The organism is Alteromonas sp. OM2203 (assembly GCF_048517045.1).
GTDB classification, from domain to species: domain Bacteria; phylum Pseudomonadota; class Gammaproteobacteria; order Enterobacterales; family Alteromonadaceae; genus Alteromonas; species Alteromonas gracilis.
This window is the reverse complement of record NZ_CP183209.1, coordinates 2,032,691-2,058,241: the sequence shown is the minus strand read 5'-3', so window position 1 is coordinate 2,058,241 and position 25,551 is coordinate 2,032,691. Positions and strand designations below refer to the sequence as shown.

General features: G+C 42.7%; 19 protein-coding genes, 1 other RNA gene and 1 pseudogene. 14 read left to right on the top strand and 7 right to left on the bottom strand.

Annotation, left to right across the window (positions count from 1 at the left end):
• Nucleotides 1–233: 233 nt before the first annotated feature.
• Nucleotides 234–740, top strand: coding sequence for a (2Fe-2S)-binding protein (locus ACM0P2_RS09160; protein ID WP_159117435.1), 507 nt, complete (start codon nt 234–236; stop codon nt 738–740).
• Nucleotides 737–2,998: a molybdopterin cofactor-binding domain-containing protein gene (locus tag ACM0P2_RS09155; RefSeq protein ID WP_419227617.1), complete on the top strand. Its 2,262-nt coding sequence runs from the start codon at nt 737–739 to the stop codon at nt 2,996–2,998. Before ACM0P2_RS09160 ends, ACM0P2_RS09155 begins: the two co-directional genes overlap by 4 nt.
• Before the next feature lie 1,114 nt (nt 2,999–4,112).
• On the opposite strand, the gene ppsA is transcribed toward ACM0P2_RS09155, so the two are convergent.
• Nucleotides 4,113–6,485 (bottom strand): phosphoenolpyruvate synthase, encoded by a 2,373-nt coding sequence (ppsA, locus tag ACM0P2_RS09150; protein WP_105931136.1) that lies wholly within the window; start codon nt 6,483–6,485, stop codon nt 4,113–4,115.
• Between the two features lie 272 nt (nt 6,486–6,757).
• Here ppsA and ACM0P2_RS09145 point away from each other — a divergent pair, with 272 nt between their 5' ends.
• Nucleotides 6,758–7,570 (top strand): pyruvate, water dikinase regulatory protein, encoded by an 813-nt coding sequence (locus tag ACM0P2_RS09145; protein WP_105931135.1) that lies wholly within the window; start codon nt 6,758–6,760, stop codon nt 7,568–7,570.
• A gap of 274 nt (nt 7,571–7,844) precedes the next feature.
• Here ACM0P2_RS09145 and ACM0P2_RS09140 read toward each other — a convergent pair whose 3' ends face one another.
• Both ACM0P2_RS09140 and ACM0P2_RS09135 read right to left on the bottom strand, forming a co-directional pair.
• Nucleotides 7,845–9,842 (bottom strand): tetratricopeptide repeat-containing sulfotransferase family protein, encoded by a 1,998-nt coding sequence (locus ACM0P2_RS09140; RefSeq protein WP_173358641.1) that lies wholly within the window; start codon nt 9,840–9,842, stop codon nt 7,845–7,847.
• 172 nt (nt 9,843–10,014) lie between these two features.
• The gene (locus ACM0P2_RS09135) at nt 10,015–12,717 is read right to left on the bottom strand and encodes a TonB-dependent receptor (protein ID WP_173358642.1); all 2,703 of its coding nucleotides are present in this window, start codon (nt 12,715–12,717) and stop codon (nt 10,015–10,017) included.
• A 319-nt stretch (nt 12,718–13,036) separates the two neighbouring features.
• Between ACM0P2_RS09135 and ACM0P2_RS09130 the strand changes: the two genes are divergently transcribed.
• On the top strand, nt 13,037–15,007 hold the full coding sequence (locus ACM0P2_RS09130) for a BCCT family transporter (RefSeq protein ID WP_159117431.1): 1,971 nt from the start codon (nt 13,037–13,039) through the stop codon (nt 15,005–15,007).
• A gap of 30 nt (nt 15,008–15,037) precedes the next feature.
• On the top strand, nt 15,038–15,514 hold the full coding sequence (locus ACM0P2_RS09125; protein WP_173358643.1) for a MarR family winged helix-turn-helix transcriptional regulator: 477 nt from the start codon (nt 15,038–15,040) through the stop codon (nt 15,512–15,514).
• Between the two features lie 77 nt (nt 15,515–15,591).
• Here ACM0P2_RS09125 and ACM0P2_RS09120 read toward each other — a convergent pair whose 3' ends face one another.
• Together ACM0P2_RS09120 and ACM0P2_RS09115 are read right to left on the bottom strand one after the other, a co-directional pair.
• Nucleotides 15,592–15,939, bottom strand: a complete 348-nt coding sequence (locus tag ACM0P2_RS09120; RefSeq protein WP_173358644.1) for an RnfH family protein — start codon at nt 15,937–15,939, stop codon at nt 15,592–15,594.
• Nucleotides 15,936–16,367, bottom strand: a complete 432-nt coding sequence (locus ACM0P2_RS09115; protein WP_173358645.1) for a type II toxin-antitoxin system RatA family toxin — start codon at nt 16,365–16,367, stop codon at nt 15,936–15,938. The genes ACM0P2_RS09120 and ACM0P2_RS09115 overlap by 4 nt, the downstream gene beginning before the upstream one ends.
• A gap of 145 nt (nt 16,368–16,512) precedes the next feature.
• Between ACM0P2_RS09115 and smpB the strand changes: the two genes are divergently transcribed.
• Nucleotides 16,513–16,992, top strand: coding sequence for an SsrA-binding protein SmpB (gene smpB, locus ACM0P2_RS09110; protein ID WP_131092847.1), 480 nt, complete (start codon nt 16,513–16,515; stop codon nt 16,990–16,992).
• A gap of 109 nt (nt 16,993–17,101) precedes the next feature.
• Here the strand turns inward: smpB and ACM0P2_RS09105 are convergent, their stop codons facing one another.
• Nucleotides 17,102–18,325 carry an NADH:flavin oxidoreductase/NADH oxidase family protein gene (locus ACM0P2_RS09105; RefSeq protein ID WP_419227616.1) on the bottom strand — a complete coding sequence of 408 codons (1,224 nt, stop codon included), beginning with the start codon at nt 18,323–18,325 and terminating at the stop codon, nt 17,102–17,104.
• Between the two features lie 381 nt (nt 18,326–18,706).
• Between ACM0P2_RS09105 and ssrA the strand changes: the two genes are divergently transcribed.
• From ssrA to ACM0P2_RS09085, 4 genes and pseudogenes are all read left to right on the top strand, one after another.
• Nucleotides 18,707–19,065: a transfer-messenger RNA gene (gene ssrA / locus ACM0P2_RS09100) on the top strand.
• A 227-nt stretch (nt 19,066–19,292) separates the two neighbouring features.
• Nucleotides 19,293–20,870, top strand: coding sequence for a replication endonuclease (locus ACM0P2_RS09095; RefSeq protein ID WP_419227615.1), 1,578 nt, complete (start codon nt 19,293–19,295; stop codon nt 20,868–20,870).
• 43 nt (nt 20,871–20,913) lie between these two features.
• A pseudogene (locus ACM0P2_RS09090) lies at nt 20,914–20,961 on the top strand (hypothetical protein); the annotation flags it as partial.
• Nucleotides 20,962–21,333 (top strand): hypothetical protein, encoded by a 372-nt coding sequence (locus ACM0P2_RS09085; RefSeq protein WP_419227725.1) that lies wholly within the window; start codon nt 20,962–20,964, stop codon nt 21,331–21,333.
• Between the two features lie 30 nt (nt 21,334–21,363).
• On the opposite strand, the gene ACM0P2_RS09080 is transcribed toward ACM0P2_RS09085, so the two are convergent.
• The gene (locus ACM0P2_RS09080) at nt 21,364–22,293 is read right to left on the bottom strand and encodes a hypothetical protein (protein WP_419227614.1); all 930 of its coding nucleotides are present in this window, start codon (nt 22,291–22,293) and stop codon (nt 21,364–21,366) included.
• Between the two features lie 103 nt (nt 22,294–22,396).
• Here ACM0P2_RS09080 and ACM0P2_RS09075 point away from each other — a divergent pair, with 103 nt between their 5' ends.
• From ACM0P2_RS09075 to ACM0P2_RS09060, 4 genes are read left to right on the top strand one after another with little or no spacing between them, the layout of a single operon-like run.
• A complete protein-coding gene (locus ACM0P2_RS09075) occupies nt 22,397–22,573 on the top strand; it encodes a hypothetical protein (protein ID WP_039229509.1) in 177 nt (58 codons plus the stop codon).
• Between the two features lie 4 nt (nt 22,574–22,577).
• Nucleotides 22,578–23,639 (top strand): site-specific integrase, encoded by a 1,062-nt coding sequence (locus tag ACM0P2_RS09070; protein WP_419227613.1) that lies wholly within the window; start codon nt 22,578–22,580, stop codon nt 23,637–23,639.
• Nucleotides 23,636–24,724 carry a DUF262 domain-containing protein gene (locus ACM0P2_RS09065; protein ID WP_419227612.1) on the top strand — a complete coding sequence of 363 codons (1,089 nt, stop codon included), beginning with the start codon at nt 23,636–23,638 and terminating at the stop codon, nt 24,722–24,724. Before ACM0P2_RS09070 ends, ACM0P2_RS09065 begins: the two co-directional genes overlap by 4 nt.
• Entirely contained in the window at nt 24,724–25,545 is an 822-nt protein-coding gene (locus tag ACM0P2_RS09060; RefSeq protein ID WP_419227611.1) for a HEPN domain-containing protein, read from the top strand. Before ACM0P2_RS09065 ends, ACM0P2_RS09060 begins: the two co-directional genes overlap by 1 nt.
• Nucleotides 25,546–25,551: the final 6 nt, after the last annotated feature.

Here is a 25,551-nt window from a genome sequence, read left to right as displayed (position 1 = left end):
AATACAATGCGTGTTAACGTAAACTAAATTATCAATTACGAAGCCTTTAACAATAATAGTAGTGGCATATATCTCAGCATGCTCTGCATCTTAGATAGCTCGTATCATCAGGCAATGTAACCGTATAGATATGACACTGTGTAAAGCGTATAGAGACGCTGCACTGTTTGGGTAGACCATATTTAGTTAATCTGGTCAGGTCATATCTCTCGCTTACCTATGGAGAAAAGATCATGATCACGTTTACCGTTAATGGTAACAAACACGAATTTGCTGGTGACCCGTCAACACCAGTGTTGTGGTACCTTCGTGACGAATTAAATCTTACAGGACCTAAGTTTGGCTGTGGTATGGCACAGTGCGGGGCGTGTACTGTACACATTGATGGCGTAGCGCAGCGGTCTTGCGTAATGCCAGTATCTACAGTTCAAGGCAAAGAGATTACGACTATCGAAGGGCTAAGTGAAAGCGGCGACCATCCGGTTCAAAAGGCATGGGTAGAGCATAAAGTGCCCCAGTGTGGATTTTGCCAATGCGGCCAAATTATGCAGGCAGTCAGCCTATTATCTACCAATCCAACACCTAGCGATGAAGAAATTGTCCAGAATATGTCTGGCAACATCTGCCGTTGCGGCACCTACCCCCGTATTCACAAGGCTATAAAATCAGCATCGAAATCAATGACAGGCAATGCAGGCGTAGGCTTCTTTGACCCAAGCCAAGCGGGAGAAGAAGCATGAGCGAGAATACCTATTTTGATATGAATCGCCGTAGCTTTTTGAAATCCACAGCAGCGGCAGGCGCTTTGGTTCTTGGCACTTATTTCATAGGCAGCGCGCCACGTGCGATGGCTGGTGTTTTGGCGAAACCAGCTGAAAATGCAAAACGTGCAAACTTATTTATTGCACTTCGTCCTGACGGTATGGTTGAAGTGACCTGTCACCGCAGTGAGATGGGCCAGCAGATCCGCACCGCAATAGCACAAATAGTCGCAGACGAAATGGAAGCGTCCTGGGAAAAAGTAATTGTTATACAGGGTAAAGGCGACCCTAAATACGGCGACCAAAACACGGATGGCTCGCGCAGTATTCGCTTTAATATGCAGCGTTTACGTGAAATGGGCGCAAGCGTACGCTATATGATGCAACACGCTGCAGCAAAACGCTGGGGTGTTGAGCCAAATACCTGCGTTGCCGCGCAGCATGTTGTCACACACACATCAGGTAAAACCCTGGCTTATAAAGACTTAATCGACGATGCGCTTACCATTACGCCGCCAGAAGCAGATAAGTTGAAGCTTAAAGATAGAAAAGAGTGGCGTTACATCAACACAGGTATGGCGCATATCGACCTTCAAGATATCGTTACCGGTAAAGCCACGTTTGCAGCTGATGTCCGTGAACCTAAAGCGCTTGTTGCAATCATTGAACGCCCACCTGTAGTAGGCGGTAAGGTGAAAAGCTTTAACGCAGAAAAAGCAAAAGCAGTAAAAGGTGTCGTTGACGTTATTGAAATGCCTGCGCCTAAAGGTGCGCCTCAGTTCCAACCTAAAGGTGGAATAGCCATCATTGCTAACAACACATGGGCTGCGTGGCAGGGCCGCAAAGCGCTGGAAGTAACCTGGGATGACGGAGCAAACGGCGACTATAATTCAGAAAGCTTTAAAGCGCAGTTGCTTAACACGGTAAATGCCCCCCAGGCCCTTGTAAGAGAAAAAGGTGATGCGCTAAGTGTTTTAGAAGAAGCCAGCGACAAGCTTGTTGCTGACTATTATGTGCCGCACCTTGCTCAAGCGCCGATGGAGCCACCGTGCGCTACAGCCATGTACTACAAAGACCGAGTAGACGTGTGGGCCGCAACGCAAAACACACAGGCTGATATGGAAACGGTAGGCGCCATGGTTGGCATGGACAAAGAGAAAATCAACGTTCACGTTACCATGTTAGGCGGTGCATTCGGACGTAAGTCTAAACCTGATTTCTCTGCTGAAGCGGCATACCTTTCGATGAAAACAGGTAAACCAATTCGCGTTCAATGGACCCGTGAAGATGATATCCAGCACGGTTTCTATCATGCAGTCTCTGCTCAGCACGTTGAAGCAGCCCTCGATGAAAACGGCAAAATTGATGCTTATCTTCACAGAACGGCGTTTTCACCGATTGCCTCAACCTTTCAAGAAGGTGCTAATGCGCCGTTTAGCTTTGAACTAGATTTGGGCTTTACAGACAACCCTATTCTTACGCCAAACATAAAGCTAGAACGCGGTGAAGCCCCCGCCAAAGCGCGTATAGGATGGATGCGTTCCGTATCAAACATTTTCCATGCCTTTGCGGTTCAGTCGTTTATTAATGAAGCGGCGCACAAAGCAGGCAAAGATTCGAAAGAGTACTTGTTAGAAGTCATCGGCCCCGACAGAATTTTGGATGTTACTGAACAAAAAGCCGAGTACAACAACTATTGGGGCGATAAGTCTGTCTATCCATTAGACACAGGCCGCCTACGTAACGTTATCGAAAAAGTGTCTGACATGGCTGGCTGGGGTCGAGAGATGCCTAAAGGGCGCGGCTTAGGTATTGCCGCACACCGCAGCTTCTTGACCTATGTAGCCACTGTGGTTGAAGTAGAAGTGTCTGCGGCTGGCGATCTTAACGTTATTAAGTCTTGGGTTGCCATCGATGCTGGTACCGTGGTGAACACTGATACGGTCAAAAACCAAACCCAAGGTGGCTCGGTGTACGGTATCACTACTGCTATCAGTGACGGTATTACCTTCGATAAAGGCCGTGTACAGCAAAGTAACTTCCACAACTATCGTGTACCGCGCATGAGTGACTCACCGTTAGACGTTGAAGTAGAAATAGTTGAAAGCGATGCACCACCTGCTGGTGTAGGCGAACCAGCAACACCGGTATACGCGCCAGCACTTTGTAACGCTATATTTGCAGCATGTGGTAAGCGTATTCGTCAGTTACCTATCGGAAACCAGCTTAAAGCCTAATGGTAAAAGTACTAATGGCCTAAAAAACTGAGTCATTACCAGCACTGAAAATTAACTGTAAACCGGCGCGTGTAATGCACCAAAAAAGGGTAAACACAACATGTGTTTACCCTTTTTTATGAATGTACTTATGTGACATCCTCAGCTTCAAGTGTAACTTTGGCCTGAGTTAATTCCCTTGTTTTAACCGTAATAGTAAACCCAAATTTTAATCAAACGATTCAGGCGTTAATTGAAGACTTTTAAGGATGAGAGAAAAGGCAATAAAGGTTGTAGATACTCAGGCAGAAACATGCGACGGATATGATGAGGCACGCAACGAAAAGATGGATAAAAATACCATAACTTGCGTAAGCAAAAACTGCGCATATTAGACCGATTGTGAATTCTACTAGCGCTGCTTCACAGAGGGTTCTTATATTACTGATTACAGGTTGAGCAAAAAACTTGAATCGGTAAGTCATTTTGTTTCCTTTCCTGCGCTTAAAATACTGCTAACGTTACGTAATTACATTAGCACATTAAAGACAATTCGAAAGAAACAGAATGCTTTGTAGATAAGCACCATAAAATGAAAGTGAGCATGAAAACTTTCATATTATAACTTCTAATAAACAATAAAACTCGGACTCGTTGAGCCCGAGCAGATCAACTCAGTATTTATTCGTAGTTGCGTTCCATCCACATCAACTGCATTTTTAGTTCGTTAATTTCTTTTTGCGCTTCCGCCAGCTGCTCTGCTGCAGAGCGTGATTGCATAACATTCTCTTCAGAAGTATTTACTGAAACTGTGCTGTCATTATGTGCCATAAGAGTTCAACCAAGTTAATAATTAATCTAAGATTCGATGTGAAAGTCACTTTGTAATATTACATTTTTTATTACACAAAGTCATGTCGTCAATTGGCAAAAACACATACTTTTGCGAAATAACCACTGTTTTTTTAAGGAATGTACCACTGGCATGTAACAATGCTAAATCGGCAATATATTCAGTAATAACCAATAAAAAAGAGACCCGAAGGTCTCTTCTAAAAATCGTTATAGCTGGCTCTAATGTTAGAAAAATCGCTAACTAAACGCTTATTAAGCTAAGAGCCTTAACGTTACGCTATTAACCGTGCTTTTCAGCAAGATATAGCCATGTCTCTACAACGGTGTCTGGGTTGAGTGATACCGAGTCGATACCTTCATCTACCAACCAAGCTGCGAAATCTTCGTGATCAGACGGTCCTTGACCACAAATACCTACGTACTTGCCACGTTTCTTCGCTGCTTGAATTGCCATTGAAAGTAATGCTTTTACTGCCTCATCACGTTCATCAAACAAGTGAGCAATTAAGCCACTGTCTCGGTCTAACCCTAGCGTTAGCTGTGTTAAGTCGTTAGAGCCAATTGAGAAGCCATCGAAGATGTCTAGGAACTGATCGGCAAGTAGCGCGTTCGATGGTAGTTCACACATCATAATAACGCGAAGACCATCTTCACCTTTCTTAAGCCCCTGCTCTTCTAGTAGCTCGATAACCTTACGACCTTCCTCTAAAGTGCGAACAAACGGGATCATAATCTCAACGTTAGTTAAGCCCATTTTATTACGAACGCGCTTGATAGCCTCACACTCTAGTGCAAAACAATCGCGGAAGTCTTCGGAGATATAACGGCTTGCACCACGAAAGCCCAGCATTGGATTTTCTTCATCAGGCTCGTACTGGTAACCACCAACCAAGTTGAAATATTCGTTCGACTTGAAATCTGACATACGAACAATGACTTTCTCTGGCGAGAATGCCGCACCAATAGTTGAAATACCTTCTACCAATTTCTCAATATAGTATTCCGTAGGCGATTCGTAGCCCGCTATCATGTCGTTAATCTCTTCTTTCAACTCTTCCGGCTGACTGTCGAAATTAAGTAGCGCTTTAGGGTGCACACCAATCATTCGGTTAATAATGAATTCAAGACGAGCTAGACCAACACCAGCATTGGGTAAGCGAGCGAAATCAAACGCGCGATCTGGATTACCCACGTTCATCATTACTTTAAGCGGTAGGTCCGGCATCGCATCAATGCGTGATGTCACAACATCGAACTCAAGCTCATCACCATAGATAAAGCCGGTATCACCTTCAGCACAAGACACAGTTATCTTGTCGCCGTTTTGAATGCTATCAGTCGCGTTACCGCAACCAACAACCGCTGGTATGCCAAGTTCACGTGCGATGATTGCCGCGTGACAAGTTCGGCCACCTCGGTTGGTAACAATGGCAGACGCTTTTTTCATGATAGGTTCCCAATCAGGGTCCGTCATGTCAGTTACCAATACATCACCCGCCTGGATTTTGTCCATCTCTTCAATTGAATCGAGTACTTTGGCTACGCCTGCGCCAATCTTGTGACCAATTGCACGGCCTTCACACACGATGTTGCTTTGACCCTTAAGCTGGAAACGCTCTATGCTTTGCGAGTCTTCACGGCTGCGTACCGTCTCTGGACGCGCCTGAACGATGTAAAGTTTGCCGTCTGCGCCATCTTTAGCCCACTCAATATCCATCGGACGCTTATAGTGGTTTTCAATAATCTGTGCCTGCTTCGCTAGCTCCATTACTTCATCGTCAGTCAATGAGAACGTTTTGCTATCAGCAACATCAATATCAACGATAGACACTTGCTTACCGTGTGCTTCATCGTCTGAATACACCATTTTGGTAAGCTTGCTACCCAGGTTACGACGAACAATTGCCGGTAACCCTTTATCTAAGGTTGGCTTGTGTACGTAAAATTCGTCAGGATTAACCGCACCCTGCACTACCATTTCGCCTAAACCAAATGAGCTGGTAATAAATACAACGTCTTCAAAACCAGACTCTGTATCAATAGTAAACATAACACCTGACGACGCGATATCACTTCGCACCATGCGCTGAATACCTGCAGATAGGGCTACCCCTTTGTGGTCGTAACCTTGGTGTACGCGGTAAGAAATGGCGCGGTCATTGAAAAGTGATGCGAACACGTGCTTTATCGCCACAAGCACAGCTTCATAACCTTTAACGTTAAGGAAAGTTTCCTGTTGGCCAGCGAATGACGCATCCGGCATATCTTCAGCAGTCGCAGATGAACGTACAGCAAATGACGCTTCTTCGCCCGCATCGCCCTGAAGCGTCACAAACGCAGTTTTAATTTCTTCTTCTAGCTTTCCTTGAAAAGGCGTGTCGATGATCCATTGACGAATGTTCTTGCCCGCTTCAGACAGTGCGTTCACATCATCGACATCAAGCGAGTCTAGTACTTCATGGATCCTTGCTTCTAAGCCACTTTGCTCTAGAAACTCATTGAATGCTTCAGCCGTAGTTGCAAAGCCGCCCGGCACCTGCACTCCGGCGTTAGCCAGGTTTGAAATCATCTCGCCTAATGATGCATTTTTGCCGCCTACGCGACCCACATCATGCATGCCCAGTTCTTGATACCAAAGTACGTATTCTTGCACAGCCCAAGCCTCCAGCTTTTTTATGTGTAGGGTATGAGGTACGTTTCAGGTTTGTGCTTTTTATTACCTGAAACACATCAAATTCTTGTCGATGGGTGGTGAATCCCACCTTTACTCATGTTCATTCAGTTTGACGGCAAATAAGTTGATATTTGTCGCCATTCACGAGAACCGTGTAGCTTTTCGACGAAATCATCTTAGAATGGGGGAATTCGGAATGTAAACCCTTTATTAATTTTGTAATTAAATTACACCAATGTTAAGGAATTGTTGTGCGCACAGCTTTTTATATATCAGATGGTACCGCCATTACAGCAGAGGTCTTCGGCCACGCCCTGCTTTCACTCTTCCCTGTTTCTTTTAATCACAACACCATCCCTTTCGTTGAAACTGAAGAACAAGCTCATAAAGTTTTGCAGCAAATTTCTGAAAGTTTTCAAGACACCGGCGAGAGACCGCTCGTTTTTTATACAATTGTGAATGTAGATGTACGCAAGATCATCTCTAAGTCTGTGGGTATTAACTATAATTTCCTTGACCAATTTGTGGCTCCCCTTGAAAAAGTGTTGGGGGTACCTTCTAAACCTGAAAAGCATCGCACACACAGTATTCATGAAACCACCTACGACATCAGAATAGAAGCGGTAAACTACGCGCTGGCCAATGATGATGGCTCCAACCTTAAGGATTACGATGAAGCCGACATCATCCTTACTGGCGTTTCTCGCTCTGGAAAGACCCCAACGAGCCTTTATTTGGCCCTTCAATACGGAATAAAAGCAGCAAACTATCCGTTTACCGAAGAAGATATGGGCGACATGCTGAAACTACCCCCTGCGTTACGCCGGTTTAAGCATAAACTTTTTGGGTTGACCATTGCGGCCGATAGACTTCATCAAATACGTTCAGAGCGTCGGGCAAACAGTAAATATGCATCGTTACCACAATGTAGAATGGAACTTCGAGAAGTTGAAAACTTATACAGAAAGGAAAAAATTCCGTTTTTAAACAGCACCAAGTATTCGATTGAAGAGATTTCGGCGAAGATATTGGCTGAAACGGGTCTTAAGCGTAGAAAGTATTAGCGAGCTAGATGCAGGTAATAACAAAAGCGTTGCACTATATTTATATTGCCTGCATTTAACTGAATAAGACTCAAAAGTTAATTCGGTGCATTTTCTCTGACCAACTTTCTGTAGCGTGGAAGCTGTAAGGGTGGAAGCTCTTCTACAGATACCCGCTTAAGCCAATGTCTTGCTTTTTCAGCATCATTATCAAGCGTTGCGTTTTCCGCTATACGTAACTTGATACGGTTAACTTGTGCAATATCCTTCGCTTGCTCGGCACAGGCTAAACCTTTTAGAAAAGCTTTCTCGGCCTCTTAGTGCTACTTACGTTAAGCACATCCTTTAATTCACTCAAATTAGATTCAAAAGGTATCCACTGCCCCATTCCCGTTCTGTAAATAGGCTGACGAACCTGCTCAGAGCTCGGCGTTTTTATTACGCGCTTCGTTTTATGGAATGTTAAGCACGCCTCTTCAAACTCTAAGCCACAAAAGTCCAATAGACGACGCACTTGCCCTTCCAAATCATCTAGCACATCCTCATGTTGTACTGTCAGAATTTCGCCTGGCAACACTGTATTCCAGTGGGCCATTAGCTTTTCATAGGCTTTGTAATATCGACCAATATCAGTCAGAGAGTAGCTAAACTCTTGCCCATCACCAAACAGTTGCTTAAAGCCGCTAAAACAACAGTCCATTGGATCTCTTCTTGCGTCGATAATTTTAGCGTTGGGAAGGATCTTTTTAATAAGCCCAATATGAATGAAGTTGTTAGGCATTTTATCAATAAAGAACGGCGCCCCTTGCCGATAAGCTTGGGTCTGCTGAAGATATTGCTCACCTAGTTTTGCCAGCGTACCTTCGTTCAATGCTGATACATTTAGTGGGTAAGGCGTAGACTGATGGCTGAGTGACGACGCGATTCCTAATATATCGTGTAGTTCCATAGTGCCGTCGACTTGAGAGTGCGATGCTAAAATTTGCTCAAGGAGTGTTGAACCTGCGCGAGGTAGGCCAACAATAAAAATAGGATCGGGCGCCTGGCAGCCTTGTGTTTTGTTGAAGCATTCTTTGGTAAAAGCCTGCTGCTGAGCCTGTAATGCCTTCTCTGTTTTAACGATATCAAACTGCAGCGTACGCTTTTTAAGTTTATTGCCGCGCTCGTAGTACTCAAACGCGCGGGTGGCGTTCGCACTGTCTTCAAACCCCTTTCCTAAAGCAAAGCAAATATGAATTTCATCATCCAATTTTGTCGCTTCAGCATCTACCAACGAGACCATTTGCTTGAGTAGTTCATCACTAAAACGATAGGTCTTCGTATTGGCTAGGCTCCAATACGCATCGCCAAAGTCCTTTTGAAATAAAATGGCTTTCTCATAAGCCTTTATCGCATCGCCAATATCACCTTTAGCTTTTAGGGCATGTCCTTGTGCCACCCAAACTGCCGGCCTATCTTCGTTCTCTCTAAGAAGCCCTTGATAGATGTTAATTGCCTGCTCTAGTTCGCCAACACCAACGAGTGCATGAGCCAAGCCTACTTTCACGGTGAAGTTATCAGGTGCGTATTTCAGTCGCTGTTTCGCAACGGCTGCGGCATCAGGGAACTTTCCAAGCTTAGATAAAAGGCTTTGGTAGGCAGCGGCAGCTCTATCATTTTCTGGGTATAGCGTTACACAGCTTTCTAATAAAAATTCAGCGTCGCTATAAACTTTTAATTGAATACCAATTTCAGCAAGCAACATCATTGCTTCTGGATGATGCTCATGACCGGCTAGAAATTGTCGACACACTTGTTCGGCTTTGTGCAATTGCCCTTCGTGCATTAAATCTGTAGCGCCTAGTAACGGCTTGGGTAACGATGTGAGAAATGCAATTTGCTGCTGACAAAGCGCGAGCGCTTGTGGTTGATTATCTGCCTTGTACACTTTTTCAAGCTGGAGCCAGGCAGTTAATAAAGCAGGGTTAAATCGTGTAGCCTGATAAAAACTGTGGGCAGCCTTTTTGCTGTCAGCGGCTAAATAGCAATAGCCCAGCTCTTGATAAGCGCGAGCATAATTGGGAACGTAAGCAATCAGTTCATTTAGCGTTTCGATGGCGCTGTTTACATCAGCCAACAGACGGTATGCCACGGCTTTTAAATAAAGCACCTCTTTAAGGATGTTTTGGCTTACCCCCAACTGTTCCCTAGCGCGTAGCAGTATGTCATTGCACCCAGAAATGACGGACTGATGCTGTGATTGCATAAGCCACTGCTTTAACTGCTGTATTTCTTTTTGTTCTTCTAGTGTCATTAAAAACGCCTGCTTTAAATTCAGCGTAAAATAAAAAACGGCGAACTCAGTGAGTTAGCCGTTTTAAACTTGAGGCCGTGCAGTTTTCAAACGATAAAAACACGGAAAGCGCATTGCCTCATAACGTTATACGCTATTCGTACATGACCAATCTAGCTATACTAACTTAGCCTTAATAGTAATCGTATGAAAAACGAAGACCAATAGTACGAGGCCTATTGGTTACTACCTTCGGCGTAAATTGCTGAGTGTCAATATTTAAAATAGCACGCTCATCAAATACATTATCAATGTAGAGCTCGGCTTTCCAAACGTCATTTGTTACACCAACAGCAAGGTTGGTTAATATATACGACTCTTGCACGTAACGGCCGCCGCGGAACGTTTCACCATTTGAGTCGGCATACGTTACCCCTTCGAACACGCCAGCCTCTTGTTCAATCTTAAGACCTGAGCCTGTATCATAAATAAGGGACGTTGCATCCTCCATTACGTAGGCATCCATAACCATGCCTGCCAACCGGTCGCCGGTATAGCTTACAGATCCATTAACATACCCACGCTTATCACCTTCTAGTTCAAAGAAATAACGCGCGTTGATGTTTCCAGAGAAATCCGCTGAGTATGGCAGCTTCGAACCTACACCTGCCGCAATACCCTCAAGCTCCGAGTTTACGCGAGTAAGTTCAGTATCTAATACACTAAATGCAGCATTAATGATTAGGTCGTCAGTGGCAAGCCACGTCATGTCAGCATCAATACCTTTAATCTCAGCATCACCCACATTATCAGTGAATACCAAGAATGAGATATTTGTAGGGTCGAAGCGCGACGTTTGCAGCTCTTCAATTTCAGAATAATAGGCCGTAGCGTTTACACGGAATTGGCCATCAAAAAAGTCACCCTTAAGACCCAATTCATAGTTATCCAGCGTATCCGTTGTGGAATATACAGGAATACGGAAGTTTTCGAATTTGCCAGACTGATTATTTGACAGACCACCACCAACGCGGTTAGTAACCGGTGGTCGGAATCCTTCTGAATAATTAGCAAACAATAAGATGTCTTTGTTAACCTTCCAGTCTAGCGAGAACTTAAAGATTGTGTCGTCAACGGTTAAGACGCCGTTCTCGTCAAGCAAATCTACCTCTAACTGCCCACTTTGAATAGCGGCGGCAACAGCTTCAGGATCCAGGCCAACGGCTGCAAGCTCATCGGGGTCTTGCGTACCGAATGCACGAATACGTCGCGTTACGTCAACAGTTGACGTTGAGCCTACGTAGATATCATCAATTTCATACCAACGGGCACCAATACTTGCAGTAACCGTGTCGGTAATATCGTATTCCAGCTGACCAAATACAGCAATTTGTTCAATGGTATGCGTAATATCGTTGATAAAGCTTACTTCAGAAGGGAAAGGGCCACCATCGCTGTTAATGCCTTCATTACCTACTAGGGTACGTTGAAGGTTATCAAAGCCAAATGTCGTCATTTCAGTGTTGGCAATCTTGAACTGACCTACTGTTGCTACCTCTTGTTCGTCATAAAACAATCCGGCAGTTACTCGCCATGGCGTATCCATGGTGGTATTGAAACGTATCTCATGGGTATTACGGGTAGAAGACGTGTCTTCTTTATAGTATTTGGTTGGATCTAAACAGCGCTCATCAGCTGTGTTATCAGGCGTATCGTAGTGGTTACACACGTAATACGCAGAAAATAAACCGCCGTTTGTATACCCTGTGTAGTCTGCTAGCGTATCAATTTCACGGTCTAAGTAGCCACCGGTATATACAACGTTCAGCTTTTCTAAGCGCCCTTCAAGCGTCCACGTAGTTAAACCGAATTCGTCTTTGTTCTCTTCCTGTTGGAAACGCAGAGCAGAGCTTTCACCTTCAAGTGTGGGGTCGTACGCAAATACACCCTCTGTATCTAACGTTTGCTGGGTGTGCTGTACAAGTAAGTCCCAGTTATCATTAAAATGATAAGACAGACCAAAACGTGCACCTGTATACATTGCATCATTAAAGTCTTCTTCTACCAGTGCATCATTTTGTGGAGAAACGACTGCGGCTTCGGTATTAGAGCTAATGTTCGGGTTGGTAATTCTGTTAGCATCCATGGCCACTGGATCAGCCAACGGCCCACCAGAAATACGGTCAATAACCACGGCGCTTCCAATGTATCCGCCCTCGCCAGGCACATTCATTACATTGTCTATCCAGCCACCTTGCTTATCGTTGTACGCAGCAACTCGAACAGCCAAGTCGTCGGTAAGCGGCATATTAAAATATGCTTGAACCGAGTTACTCATTTCACCGCCTTTGGTAAAGCCGATATTTGTATCAAAGCCTGTAGCAAAGCTCGTATGGTCGGGTTTGTTAGTAATTAAACGAATAGTACCCGCCTGAGAGCTTGCACCAAACAATGTGCCCTGTGGCCCAGGAAGTACCTCAACCCGCTGAACGTCAGTAGCGTAGACATCTAAATTACGCCCTGCCATGGAAACTGGCATTTCATCAAGGTAGAAAGCAACTGATGGTTGTAAGGCCTGTACAGACGACAACATGATATTAGATTGGGTTGTTGCGGCACCGCGAATGTAGATTTCATTCTGTCCCGGCCCGGTTCCTTGGAATACCACATTTGGTAAAAATTCAACATAGTCTTGGAAATTATCTATACCAAGATTTTCTAGTGCTTTACCGTTGAGCGCGGTAACTGCGACCGGAACGTCTTGTATAGATTCACTTCGCTTAGTAGCGGTGACTTCTATTGTTTCGAGTTTAGCAGGCGCTTTTGATTCTTGCGCGGCCAGAGGAGTGGTAGCCAGTGCAGCGACAATTGCACAGCTAAGCTGAGTTTTTCGCATTTGTGTGTGTTTCCTTCATTAGTTTTTATTTTTAACAGCGTTTAGTTAAAACACTTATCAAAAAGGTCATATATTAAAATACACAATAGAATTATAATTACTACTCTAACGATTAATTTTTAATCTAAAATCTTTGAAACTTAGCATAAAGTATAGTTTTTGAAGATTTTCATGCTCGATAAAGATGAAGCAAACGCCATCTGAAAAACAAATACATACAAAGCTAATTATTTCATTTGATGTTTATAAAAAGTGTTCCATGCGGTATATTTCACCGTATTACTAATAATTAATATGAAAGGTGAAAGGAAATTACTGCGTGAGCGAAAACGAAAAGAAATCCCCTCTCAACAAACCGGTGTTTTTAACATCGTCAGCATTAATCCTCTGTTTACTGATTTTTGCTGCTGGCACTCCGGAAACGGCGGATGCTCTCTTCCAAAAATTGCAAAGTGTGATAGTGACCAACGGGAGTTGGTTTTACGTGTTTACTGTTGCAGTCATCGTGGTTTTCGTAGTCTTTTTGGGCATGTCTCGCTATGGTGAAATTAAGTTAGGCCCAGACCATGCCACACCAGAGTTTGGTTTCGGTACATGGCTTAGCATGCTGTTTGCTGCTGGCATGGGTATTGGCTTGATGTTTTTCGGTGTCGCAGAGCCCTTAATGCACTTTTTAGCACCTCCTACTGCGCAAGCTGAAAGTATTGACGCGGTGCGTGAGGCGATGAAAACGACCTTTTTCCACTGGGGTGTTCACGCATGGGCAATATATGCCGTCGTAGCATTAATCTTGGGTTACTTCGCTTATCGCCAAAACTTACCACTCACTCTGCGCTCTGCGCTTTATCCTCTCATTGGCGATCGGATTTACGGCTGGCCTGGTCACGTTGTTGATATCTTTGCGGTAACATCCACGGTATTTGGTGTATCTACCTCATTGGGCTTTGGTGCATCTCAGGTAAACGCTGGCTTTAATTATTTATTTGGATTGCCGTCGAACACTGGCGTTCAAATCGCTATTATGGCGGGCGTGGTTGGTCTTGCAGTAATTTCAGTTACCACGGGCTTAGAGAAAGGCATTCGCCGCCTATCAGAAACCAATATGATACTGGCGATAATATTGCTCCTGATTGTTTTAGTATTGGGCCCCACGGTATTTTTACTTCAAGCCTTCATGCAAAACACAGGTGCTTACCTATCTGATTTAGTTCGTAATACCTTCAATTTGTTTGCGTACGAAAAAACAGATTGGATTGGCGGTTGGACCATATTCTATTGGGGATGGTGGTTAGCCTGGGCACCATTTGTGGGGCTATTTATCGCGCGAATCTCTTACGGTCGAACTATTCGAGAGTTTGTATTGGGTGTACTTTTAATACCGTCGGCATTCACGCTCTTTTGGATGACAGTTTTCGGTAATGCTGCAATCGATCAAGTACTAGTTCAAGGTAAAGACGTTCTAGCCCAAATGGTTAACGAAGATACATCTGTAGCGCTGTTTGTCTTTTTAGAACAGTTCCCGTTTTCATCTTTGCTGAGCTTTATCGCAGTTCTTATGGTTATTGTATTCTTTGTTACATCATGTGACTCAGGTGCAATGGTTGTAGATATGCTCTGCTCCCATGGTGAGAATAATACGCCGCTATGGCAGCGAGTTTATTGGGCCGTAGGAGTAGGTGTAGTGAGTTCAGTGCTGCTTTACGCCGGTGGACTGGGTGCATTGCAAACAATGACGATAGCCGCTGCTTTACCCTTTGCAATTGTTTTGCTTATCTCGATATTCGGCTTGCTTAAAGCCTTGAGAATTGAAGCGTATAAACGAGAGAGTTTACAAGTAATGGCTGGTACGCCTCAGCACAGTGATTCAGATAAAAACTGGAAAGATAGGTTAGAAAACATTGTGTCTTTTCCTGACGAAAGTGCGGTGCGTCGTTATGTTAATAAAGTAGTTAAGCCAGCACTTACCGAGGTAGGTGACGAGTTTAAAACGCAGCAGTTCGAAATAAACATAGAAGACAACGAAGAGGCGCTCATATTAACGGTAGATATGGGGAACGACCCTGAGTTTGTTTATGCTGTTTATCTGGTGCCAACAGAACAGCCTGAATTCGGCCCAAGTGAAACATCAGAACTAGACGAAAATAAAAAGGCGACGTACTATCGCGCCGAGGTGCATTTGTCTGAGGGTGGCCAAAACTATGATATTATGGGCTGGTCTAAGATTTCGGTCATCAATGACGTAATCGACCACTATCACAAGCACCAACATTTTATTCACTTGCTTAAGTAACCATAAGGTTGCTTAATCGTTGGAAGTATAATGCGAAAAGAAGAAGAACTATTAGTAGCACTACGGCGCGTTATTCGCGCTGTAGATCTACGCAGCAAGCAGCTAAGTAAACATGTGGGTCTTACCGGCCCACAGCTTCTAGTCATGCAAAATATTGAAGAGCGGCCTGGTATCATGGTTCGTGAAATAGCGGAAAATATTAATTTAAGCCCCGCAACCATCACCAATATTTTAGATAGATTGGAGTCACGAGATTTAGCCACGCGCATCAGAAGTACGCAAGATAAACGTAAAGTTGGCGTTTATCTTACAGAAAGGGGTAAAATAGCTGTTGTTGACGCCCCTCGTCCTCTTCAAGAGCACTTTGTTGAGCGTTTCTCGCAGCTAAAAGAGTGGGAACAAAGCCAGATGGTGGCGACCGTCCAACGAATAGCAAGCATGATGGACGCAGAAGATATCGATGCATCTCCGTTCTTGGAGTTGGGAAGTATCTCGGAAAAAAACTAGCATGCTTCTTATTTAAAAGTGGCCTTCTTTTTGAAGGCCATTTTTATGACTAAGTGATCACTATTACTTACATAGATTCACGACTTGGCTTTAAGCGGGTTCACCTTTCCACCCGTGATTTTATCTGCGCGACCTTCTTCTTTTGCTTTTTCAGCTCGACGTTTTCGGATTTCTTTTGGATCCGCAATGAGTGGGCGATAAATTTCAATCCTGTCGCCATCTATCAGCGTATCGCGCAGTTTAACAACTCTGCTCCAAATACCCACTTTGGTCGACTTTAAATCAATCTCTGGAAACTGCTCAGTAATATTTGACGCATTAATTGCTTCTTCAACGGTTGCATTTTCGTGAATTGCAACATCAACAATCGCTTGCTTTGTTGGTAGCGCGTATGCGACTTCGATGTTGATGAGTTTATTACTCATGCGTAAACACTCCTAGCCCGCTCAGTAAACGCTGCCACCATACTGCTCGCTAAACTATTGAATACCTTGCCGAACGCCATTTCCGCTAGTTTATTACTGAATTCAAATTCTAAGTTGAGTTCAATTTTACAGGCTTCTTCTGAGAGCGCAGAAAAGGTCCACCCTCCCGTAAGTGAGCGGAATGGACCATCGACCAACTGCATTTGAATACTCTTACCAGGCTCTAATACGTTATGGGTTGTAAACCACTGCTTAATACCCGCTTTCGCGACTAACAAAGACGCCTTCATATTTTTGGCAGATGTGTCGAGAACTTTACTGTCTGCGCAACCTGGCAAAAACTCGGGATAGGAAGCTACATCGTTGACTAAGTTAAACATGGCTTCTGCGCTGTGTGCTACTAGCGCGCTTCTGTGAATACTTGGCATTGATTCCACTATTATTAAAACTCTTATCGGCATTGTATCACAGAAAAATTGCATCGCTTGTATTCGGTTTTGAACCAAACGCCCCAATATAAGATAACAATGACAACTAAAGACATTCCTTTGAACAATCAGTATAATAGCCAGCATGAAAAAGAATAAAGCCAACAAAAATACCACAGGAAATATCGCGCAGAACAAAAAAGCGCGTCACGATTATTTCCTAGAGGACAAGTTCGAAGCAGGACTTGAGCTTCAAGGGTGGGAAATTAAAAGTATTCGTGCCGGTAAAGTAAACATTACCGATGCGTACATTATTATCCAAAATGCCGAAGCGTATCTGGTAGGTTGCCGAATTAGCCCGCTAAATCAAGCATCTACACACGTTGTTGCAGCACCAGAGCGGGCACGTAAGTTGCTGCTAAACAAACGTGAAATAGACCGTTTGATGGGTGCACGAGACCGCCAAGGTTATTCAATCGTTGCTACGTCTATGTATTGGAAAAAGTGTTGGGTGAAGCTAGAAATTCACTTGGCAAAAGGTAAGCATGCGCACGATAAACGTGACACCATTAAAGACAAAGACTGGCAGCGCCAAAAAGAAAGAATGATGAAACACAGCGTTTAACGCTGTGTTTTTCATTTTGCCACTAGAAAACTTTCGTTATTTTTCCAGTGATTAAGTGCCAAACTGAATATCTACGATAAACATTTTAATAAATTGTACTAAGTGGCACTTATCCTACGTCCCGTTTCGTCATTTTCTTGCGATGAAGCATGTCGAGAATTAGGCTCCACAGCGGTGATGGGTTTCTAAGCGTAGTAAGGTTATTTCCTAATCGCCTCAACTGCCGGCGTACCATCGCCATATTGGCTAAGCTGGCGAGGGATTTATCTTTCCACGTGCAATGCGGAATGATGCCCGAATAGCTCCATTCTTGCTGCCATTTTTTCGAAAGGTCTGGCGTTACCGCTAGCGCACTGGCTAAACCCACCAGCGCGCAACCTTGTTGCACAACCTTCTCCGCGACTTCCGCCCGTTTTATACCGCCAGTTGTCATTAGCGGAATATCAGTTTTGCATTCTAAGACGTTAGCAAATTCTAGAAAATATGCTTCTCTGGCAAGCGTAGTATCGTCGCGAGTCTGCCCCTGCATTGCCGGTGCTTCATAACTACCGCCAGATAGCTCAACCACATCAACGCCCAATGCTTCCAACCTGTTTACTACTTCACAGGCATCATCGAATGAGAATCCGTTCTTCTGAAAATCAGCGGAGTTAAGCTTTACCATAACAATGAAGTCTTTCGCGCACACCGCTCTCACCTGACTCACTATATTTATTAGTAAGCGTGCCCGATTGATAATAGACCCGCCCCACTCGTCCTGACGCTGATTGGTTAGCGGCGATAAAAATTGCGTTAGCAAGTAACCGTGAGCAGCGTGTATCTCCACACCATCAAATCCTGCTTTTTCAGCTTGCTTCGCTGATTGAACAAAACGTTTGCAGACATCGTGAATATCTTGGCATGTCATTTCACGAGGCTGGGCAAACAATTTCGAATGTTTCCCCATATCAAGCGGTACGGCAGACGGTGCAATCGCTTTTCCGCGCATAGCCTTGAAGACTTGTCTTCCGGGGTGGTTGATTTGCATCACTGCCAGTGCCCCGTTCGACTTAATAATTTTTGCCCACTTTTTAAACGGAGTAAGCTCTGTGTCTTCTTCTAATGCGACGCCACCTGGCCCTGTCATCGCATTTTTATCCACCATGACATTTCCAGTGATCACCATGCCTAGGTGGCCATGAGCCCAGTAACGATAGAGAGAATAAAGTGACTCGCCGGGAATATTTCCCTTGCTCGACATGTTTTCTTCCATGGCAGCTTTTACAAGTCGGTTTCTTACCGTTACGCCACAGGGCAAAGTATACGGAGAATACAATATAGAATCTGAAGACATTTACACTACAAGCCTTTTCATTATGCTGTGGTACTTTAATTGTTCTTGATGCTAATTGCATCCTTACTTGTCTATTTTTACCTTAAAAATAAACTAAAGTAATCAGACCTATAAGAATCAAAATGACTGTCTTATTACGTCTCTTGCCACTTGTTTTCGTTACCAGCACTTGAAAAATGACTAAAAGGCCACATCTCTTTTAAGGCTCAGTAATAGACTGCGTTGATTGAAACGTCTTCGTTTTCACAAAGCCGTGTAACCTTTTGAAAAGATAAATGTTATTTTTGGTTGTTTTATGGCCAAACCCTTAAAATTTATAGCAATTTTCAAAAGAATGTATTTAACCACTCAGCAAATGTGCTATTATTGACAATCACACTCGGGGCTGATTAGGATTCGACAGGATCTAGGAAGCCGGAGGTGCATGCAGAGGAGCGGTTTGCCTCTTAAAAAGCCGCATTTAAATAGTCGCAAACGACGAAACATACGCACTAGCCGCTTAATAACCGGCATAGGCCCTTCCACCCTAGTCTTTTCCTGCTAGCGGGGATTCGGAAGGTCATCCAAGTAGGATAGCGAGGGAACCTTGTCTGAGGGTGAACCGCGAAATAGTATCAGGCCAGCTGCAAGGAAATCCTGTTTGTCGGAGTTCCAAGCAGTTAAATAAATGACAAACTAAGCATGTAGTACCAAAGGTAGACATTTTCTGGACGCGGGTTCAAATCCCGCCAGCTCCACCAATTTCAGAAGCGGTCTAGACCAATCTAGACCGCTTCATCCCTTTAAATTCGCCACCTCTGGCGATACCACTCAAAACCAACCACAGGTCTCTAACGGTCTTAATAGGGCTGTAAAGTGTCGCGAATCTGTACTTGAATGTCGCGAGACTGTCACTTCTCCCGAACAAATCACTTATGGTTTAGGTACGCGGGAATGTCATAGATTTCGTGCTGATTTATTCAGTGCAATGCCCTCAATAGCCTATGACGCTGCGCACAAATACGTAAAAATTTCAAAGCAAGCAAGTTATGTTCAAGCAAACCTGTTCCTCTCCAACCTCAGCAAAGAGCTTCAAATAGCTGACTTGAATCTTTCAAAAGATATTCGTGAACTTAAGCTTTTTGCCAAGCAGAAAGCCAACCAATGCTTGAGAAATACCGCTCACCTAACTACTGAACAAGCTTTTGACTACTGCTTAAACAAATTTGAAAAATACGGCTTCTCTATTCCATGTGATATGACACATGTGGAAGCCCTCACACTTTTTAGAACTGAAAAGTTTTGGTTTAACAAATTCAAAACGCTGGCTACGCAAAAAATGGAATCAATTAGACGCCAGCTTGATTTGGTAAATCAGTCGAAAAGCGCTTATTGCAGCGACGAAAGACTCAGACAACACCAGTGGGAAAAAGCGCAAGCAGAAGAATACATGCAAAACAAATGGTTTTGCAGCGCAGATGGTGAATATGTCTCCATGCTTGATGTATACAATTCTAACGTATCAAACCCCAAAGTAAGACGCGCTGAATTAATGGTGAGGATTAAAGGCACTGAGGAATACTCACAACTGCAAAAGCATGAGAGTTGGTTTTACACGCTTACTACACCCTCCAAGTATCATTCCCATTATCCGTCAGGTAAACCCAACCCTAAATACAAAGCATACTCGGTAAAAGATGCTAATGATTACCTTAACGGGCAATGGCAAAAGGCACGCGCTCAATTTGACAGAGAAAACATCACAGTTTACGGGATACGTGTCGTTGAGCCACACCATGATGGAACACCACATTGGCATTTGATGCTATTTATGCCACCACATCAGTCAGCCAGAGTTACAGAAATACTCCATCAGTATGCTTTAGAACAAGATACAAATGAACGTGGTGCGGCAAAGAATCGCTTTAAGGCTGAGAAGATAACAAGCGATAAAGGCTCTGCACAAGCGTACATCGCTAAATACATTTGTAAAAACATAGATGGTGAATTTCTAGATACTGACACCTACGGAAACGATGCAAAAGTATCAGCATCAAAAATTACTGCATGGGCTTCGCTTTACAATATCAGGCAGTTTCAATTCTTTGGATTACCTTCTGTTTCATTGTGGCGGCAACTTAGAAAAATCAATCATACCATCGACTATTTTGAATTGAACAAGCTAAGACAAGCCGCTGACGCATCTGACTGGCTAGCCTACTTATTGATGATGGGTGGCACCAATATTCGCAAATCTGAACGCCCTTTCGCCATGGAATATGAAAAGCAGTTAAAAGAACTGTATGAGCATATAGAGTCTGACAACTTGTCTAAACATGCATATAACAAAATCCCCAAAACAATCTTATCTGTTTCCGCAAGATACCCCATCGAAAACAAACAATGGCTGCTTTTGGAATCACCCGCTGAACGAGTTGACAGTCTGCCCTTCCCTTGGGAAGGACGGACTGTTGACGAAGTCTCAGGGGGTAGCCGAAGGCAGTTGGGAGGGCCTCCGCCCTGCGGGGAGGGGCCCAAAAGCCGAAGGCGTCTTGGACTTGTGTAAATAACTGTACTGAAACTAAACCACCATATAAAGAGAATAGAAAATGAAAGACCCGCTAAGCATCCCATGTAATTGTGGAAGTGGAAAAAAATTGAAAGATTGTTGTCTTTTTGGACGAAAAAAAACCGCAAACACCAGCATATTAGATAGCAATAACGTACCTGACTACACTGGCGTTTCTGTATTCTATGGCTTTCGCTCACAACTCAAAGACGTTAACCCATTTGAAATAGACTTTGAAACAGCATGTTGCCAAGTAATACGAGCCAATAAGTATCTTGCTGATACTCACAATACAATGATTCAGTTCCAAATGTTGAAGCCTGGCGATTGGTATGTCATGGGTAAAGAGGACGGACAAATGAAATATAGCTTTCGTTTCGACAACGAAGTTGAAGCAATGGAAGTCGCTAAAGAAAAGTTCAAAGCAGTTAGGTTCTTGCAAATGCCAGAGTTTATATAACTCTGGCTCGTTCTTTAACAATTTGACTTATTAGCGTAAGAACTTACCCGTTTTTGTAACGTGGTCGAAAGAGTAAATATGCTCAGTAGGTGCAACAGTGCATTTACCGATAAAGCGTCCATTAAACTCTTTGCTTTTTTCTATAACAATATTTTCACCACAAATACCGCATTGAGCTTCGAAGGTCACAGCTTGCATTTTGAGTGAAACATTTTCATCTTTTCGCTCTTTATAAAGCACAAGCAAAGCATTTTTAGTTCGAATTGGAGCCATTAACGTGGGCAATTCGGTTATACCTTTATCAAGAATTTCTTTTAGCTTTAAAAGCAAATAAGCACTTGGAAAGAAAGTCGTAATCAAGGCTAGTTCCAAAACTCGTTCATCCCAATCAAAGACGTCGAGTAAAGTAAGAATTGCTATTAAACTGAGTAGTATCAATATAATAGAAACAATCATTACTCTGGAGAGTTTTAACTCCATATCTAAGAAAGGCTTCGTGAACAGGTACACCTTTGGGAGCTGTATTGCAGAGTACTGAACATTTGGTTTTTCGCTATTAAAGTTGTGCGTAGTGTTCTTACTTTGTATAACCGATAAACTTATTTGGGTTTTGCGCCCCCCAGTAGAAGATTCAACAATCAAAGAAAGTGGTGATTTCCCATGTTCCTTTAACTTTATATTTAATGAGCTCGTTATCGCAAAACACTCATTTGTAACTTTCATGTGTCTTCGTATATCGGCAGAGGCTTTAACGCTATCAACCTCTTTGCCCCACACTTCTTTGTATATTTCTGAGTAATCGAAGTAAATATCTTTTAAACCGACACCCTCATTGATATAGCCAAGAGATAGTTCACAGACTGCCCTTGCTATTTCATCACCCTTTTTAAGAAGTTTTTCATTAGTTTCGAAGTGTTCTAAGGCAATTTCAATAGAACTCTTAAGCTCTTGTATATCCATAATAATTTGAGACTTTGTAACCCGTTCCCTACCCGTTAGGCATCTGTTTTACCAGACCATTGAAGACCAAGCTAGTACTTCATTTATACGGGGGTACAAATTAATGAGCGGATTAGTCACAACAAACAAGCTTTCTGAAATGACAGGCTATAGCAAAGAAGCAATTCGAATGAAAGTTAAAAAAGGCGTTTGGATAAAGCAGCAACACTACCTGAAAGCGCCTGACGGTAAGCTAATTTTTATCGTCGAAATGATTTACCAATGGATGAGAGGGGAATAATAAAATGAGTGTTAAAGAAGTAAATGGTGGGTATGTTATCGACTTCACGCTAAACCATGAGCGATATAGAGAAACGATTCCAGCTCCACATAATAAAACAGCTTCTAAAAGAATTGAGGAACAAGAAGCTATATACAAAATGGCGATCTCTCTAAATGATAAAGCTATAGCTGGCCGCTTTCCAAACAGCAAGATAATTCAAAAAGCTTTTGATACAGGCTGCGATTACACCATCCATGATTACTCAAACATTTGGTTTAAACAGAAGCAGCGGAATTGGTCTCATACTACTATTCGTGGCTATACCCAGAAGTATAATTCTTATATCAAGCCTAATTGGGGGCATTTGTTATTATCTGACTTCAAAGCAAGTATGTTTGATGAATGGGCCTCGAGCAGCCTTTTATCAGGTAAGTCAATTAATGAAACAAGAAATGTTTTGAAGCAAATTTATAACAGAGCTTTTATGGACGAAGTCATTCTCAAAGATCCAACAGACTTTATTCAGCGTTACAAGCAAACTCATCATGAGCCAATCCCTTTCACAAATCATGAAATTGCGAAAATACTTGGTGCACTTAAACTTCCATACAAATCATATTTTCAGATGGCATTTTATACTGGTTTGCGGACTGGAGAGTTATTGGGTCTGAGGTGGGAAGATGTCGATTTATTTAAAAGATGTGCGTACATAAGAGTAAACTTAATTGCAGGTATAGAAAAAGCTCCAAAAACTTCAGGTAGCATTAGAAGAATAGAGCTACATGACCTAGCGCTTCAAGCGCTTACAGATCTTAAAAATTCAGAATACTATGATCCTAAAAGAGTTTTTATTGACCCCAGGACTATGAGGGAGTACAAATACGCTGACGGGTTGAGAAAATACGTTTGGAAACCTACGCTTCAAAAACTCAACATACAGTATCGGTATCCATATCAGTGCAGACATACATACGCCTCAATGATGTTGACTCAAGGTAGAAATCCAATGTGGGTAGCCAAACAAATGGGTCATGCTGATTGGGGGATGATTAGAAAAGTATACGGACGTTGGATAGAGCAATGAAAAAGAGTTTAAAAGTGAACCTTGAAACACTTCAGCAAAAAGCTAAAGAAAGGACTGTAAGAACGCAAACAGTCGAATATGACCTAGAAACAATTGTAAAAAAAGTAGATAAACAAGTAATTAAATTAAACCCAGAATATCAACGTAGACACAGATGGGACATTCCTACAGCATCAAGACTAATTGAAAGCCTTATTTTAAATATTCCAGTGCCCTTTATTTACATTTCTCAAGACGTTGACGTAGATGACGAAGTTGAAGAAGGAATAGCAAGATACTCTGTAATTGATGGTCAGCAACGATTGACGGCGATTTTCAATTTTTTCAAAAACGATTTTGCTCTTCAGGACCTTGAGGTATTAGAAACTCTCAATGGATGCCGTTATGCTGACTTGCCATCATTTCTAGTAAGAAGGCTAGAAGAGCGTAGTATAAAATGTCTCAGGATAGATTCCACTTTAGACCAGCAAGTAAAATACGACATATTTGAAAGACTGAACTCGGGTTCTGTAAAGTTAGAACCTCAAGAACTCAGAAACGCGACTTGCAGGGGGCCTTTCAAAGACCTCAGTTTAAAGTTAGCAAAATTAAAGCCTTTTCGTGAGATGAGTAACTTGACGGAAGATAGTAAACGTCTGAAAAAAATGGAAGACGTTGAGCTTGTTCTACGCTATTTCGCAATAAACTACCAAGACGGCTATTTGCAATACAAAGGCGGATTTAAGAAGTTTCTTACGCAAAAAATGGTTGAGTTTAATTCTTTAGACTCAGCTGCATTATTGGACTTCGAAACGGACTTTGTAGCTATTATTAGTTATTTGAAACAACAGAATATTGCTCATCCTTTTGCCAAATATAGAGTAGATAAAAATGATACTTTAGAGCAAATGTCTACATTCAATGTCGCTGTATTTGATGCCGCAATAGCCTTTTACAGAGAGTCCCTTAAGCGAGGTGGCGCGAATAAGGAATTCACTGAGATTTTCAGGGACCCAGAGTTTTTTGCTGCGGTTGAGGGGAGTACCAACGATGTTAAAAAGTTAGTAACTCGGGTTTCAAAGGCTATAGAACTTGCGAGAAAGTAATGCAATCAAATGTATATTCACTACTAATATCCTCTAAGGAAAGATGGGAAGAGATTGAATTACTTTTAGAAAAAGCTACCCCCGACAATAGCGATTGCCAGATCGAGCAGAAGTTTAAGAACTCACTCTGTAGAGCTAGTTGTGTTTTGATGGTTTCTCACCTTGAAGGCTTTCTAAAGGATCTTTCGAAAGCCTTAATTGACGATTTAAACCATAATTTGGAGTACAAGGATATTCCTGAAAGTGTAAGAAGGACAGCTTGTTCTCACTTTCTTCCTGAAGGTGCAAAATCTTCAGCCCATTACGTAAATAGACTGGACGAAGAGTTTTCAAATTCTCCGAGTTACAAATTGAATAGTGATGCATTTCAACTTGACAACAAGAACCCAAAAGAAGATGTTGTGAGAAAGATAATGTCTAATTTTGGAATACAAAACATATTCAAAAACTTACATAAATCAAGGTTCGAAGTAGTGTTTGAGAGTTACTCGAAAGCTATTAGATACTTAGACAGAATGGAAAAAGTAGCATTAGCGACAACTGAAATTTTTCCATATAATTGCAGAACGAAATCTTTTAATTTCAAAACGACAAACTATAGTGGCACTACGTTATGGGAAACGTTTCTCCAAGACATAAACTTTGTTCGACATAAAATTGTCCATGGTTCTTCATTAGATTCAGAACGCAGCATAGGATCTATAAAAGACTCGTTAACGAAAATCAGGTTGTTTCAATATTTGGTCACATATATCTCATGTTCATATGTAACACCAAATCGTATTGGTCAGCAAGATAACATTACTTTGTTAAATGATTAAAAAACA

Bases quoted from the DNA above. Each gene is read 5' to 3' on its own strand.
- ACM0P2_RS09120 (WP_173358644.1), bottom strand. From the start codon at position 15,939: ATGAGTAATAAACTCATCAACATCGAAGTCGCATACGCGCTACCAACA.
- ACM0P2_RS09125 (WP_173358643.1), top strand. From the start codon at position 15,038: ATGCGAAAAGAAGAAGAACTATTAGTAGCACTACGGCGCGTTATTCGC.
- ACM0P2_RS09155 (WP_419227617.1), top strand. From the start codon at position 737: ATGAGCGAGAATACCTATTTTGATATGAATCGCCGTAGCTTTTTGAAA.
- ACM0P2_RS09075 (WP_039229509.1), top strand. From the start codon at position 22,397: ATGAGCGGATTAGTCACAACAAACAAGCTTTCTGAAATGACAGGCTAT.
- ACM0P2_RS09095 (WP_419227615.1), top strand. From the start codon at position 19,293: ATGCCCTCAATAGCCTATGACGCTGCGCACAAATACGTAAAAATTTCA.
- ACM0P2_RS09070 (WP_419227613.1), top strand. From the start codon at position 22,578: ATGAGTGTTAAAGAAGTAAATGGTGGGTATGTTATCGACTTCACGCTA.
- ACM0P2_RS09135 (WP_173358642.1), bottom strand. From the start codon at position 12,717: ATGCGAAAAACTCAGCTTAGCTGTGCAATTGTCGCTGCACTGGCTACC.
- ACM0P2_RS09160 (WP_159117435.1), top strand. From the start codon at position 234: ATGATCACGTTTACCGTTAATGGTAACAAACACGAATTTGCTGGTGAC.
- ACM0P2_RS09140 (WP_173358641.1), bottom strand. From the start codon at position 9,842: ATGACACTAGAAGAACAAAAAGAAATACAGCAGTTAAAGCAGTGGCTT.
- ACM0P2_RS09065 (WP_419227612.1), top strand. From the start codon at position 23,636: ATGAAAAAGAGTTTAAAAGTGAACCTTGAAACACTTCAGCAAAAAGCT.
- ACM0P2_RS09105 (WP_419227616.1), bottom strand. From the start codon at position 18,325: ATGTCTTCAGATTCTATATTGTATTCTCCGTATACTTTGCCCTGTGGC.
- ACM0P2_RS09115 (WP_173358645.1), bottom strand. From the start codon at position 16,367: ATGCCAAGTATTCACAGAAGCGCGCTAGTAGCACACAGCGCAGAAGCC.
- ACM0P2_RS09060 (WP_419227611.1), top strand. From the start codon at position 24,724: ATGCAATCAAATGTATATTCACTACTAATATCCTCTAAGGAAAGATGG.
- ACM0P2_RS09080 (WP_419227614.1), bottom strand. From the start codon at position 22,293: ATGGATATACAAGAGCTTAAGAGTTCTATTGAAATTGCCTTAGAACAC.
- smpB (WP_131092847.1), top strand. From the start codon at position 16,513: ATGAAAAAGAATAAAGCCAACAAAAATACCACAGGAAATATCGCGCAG.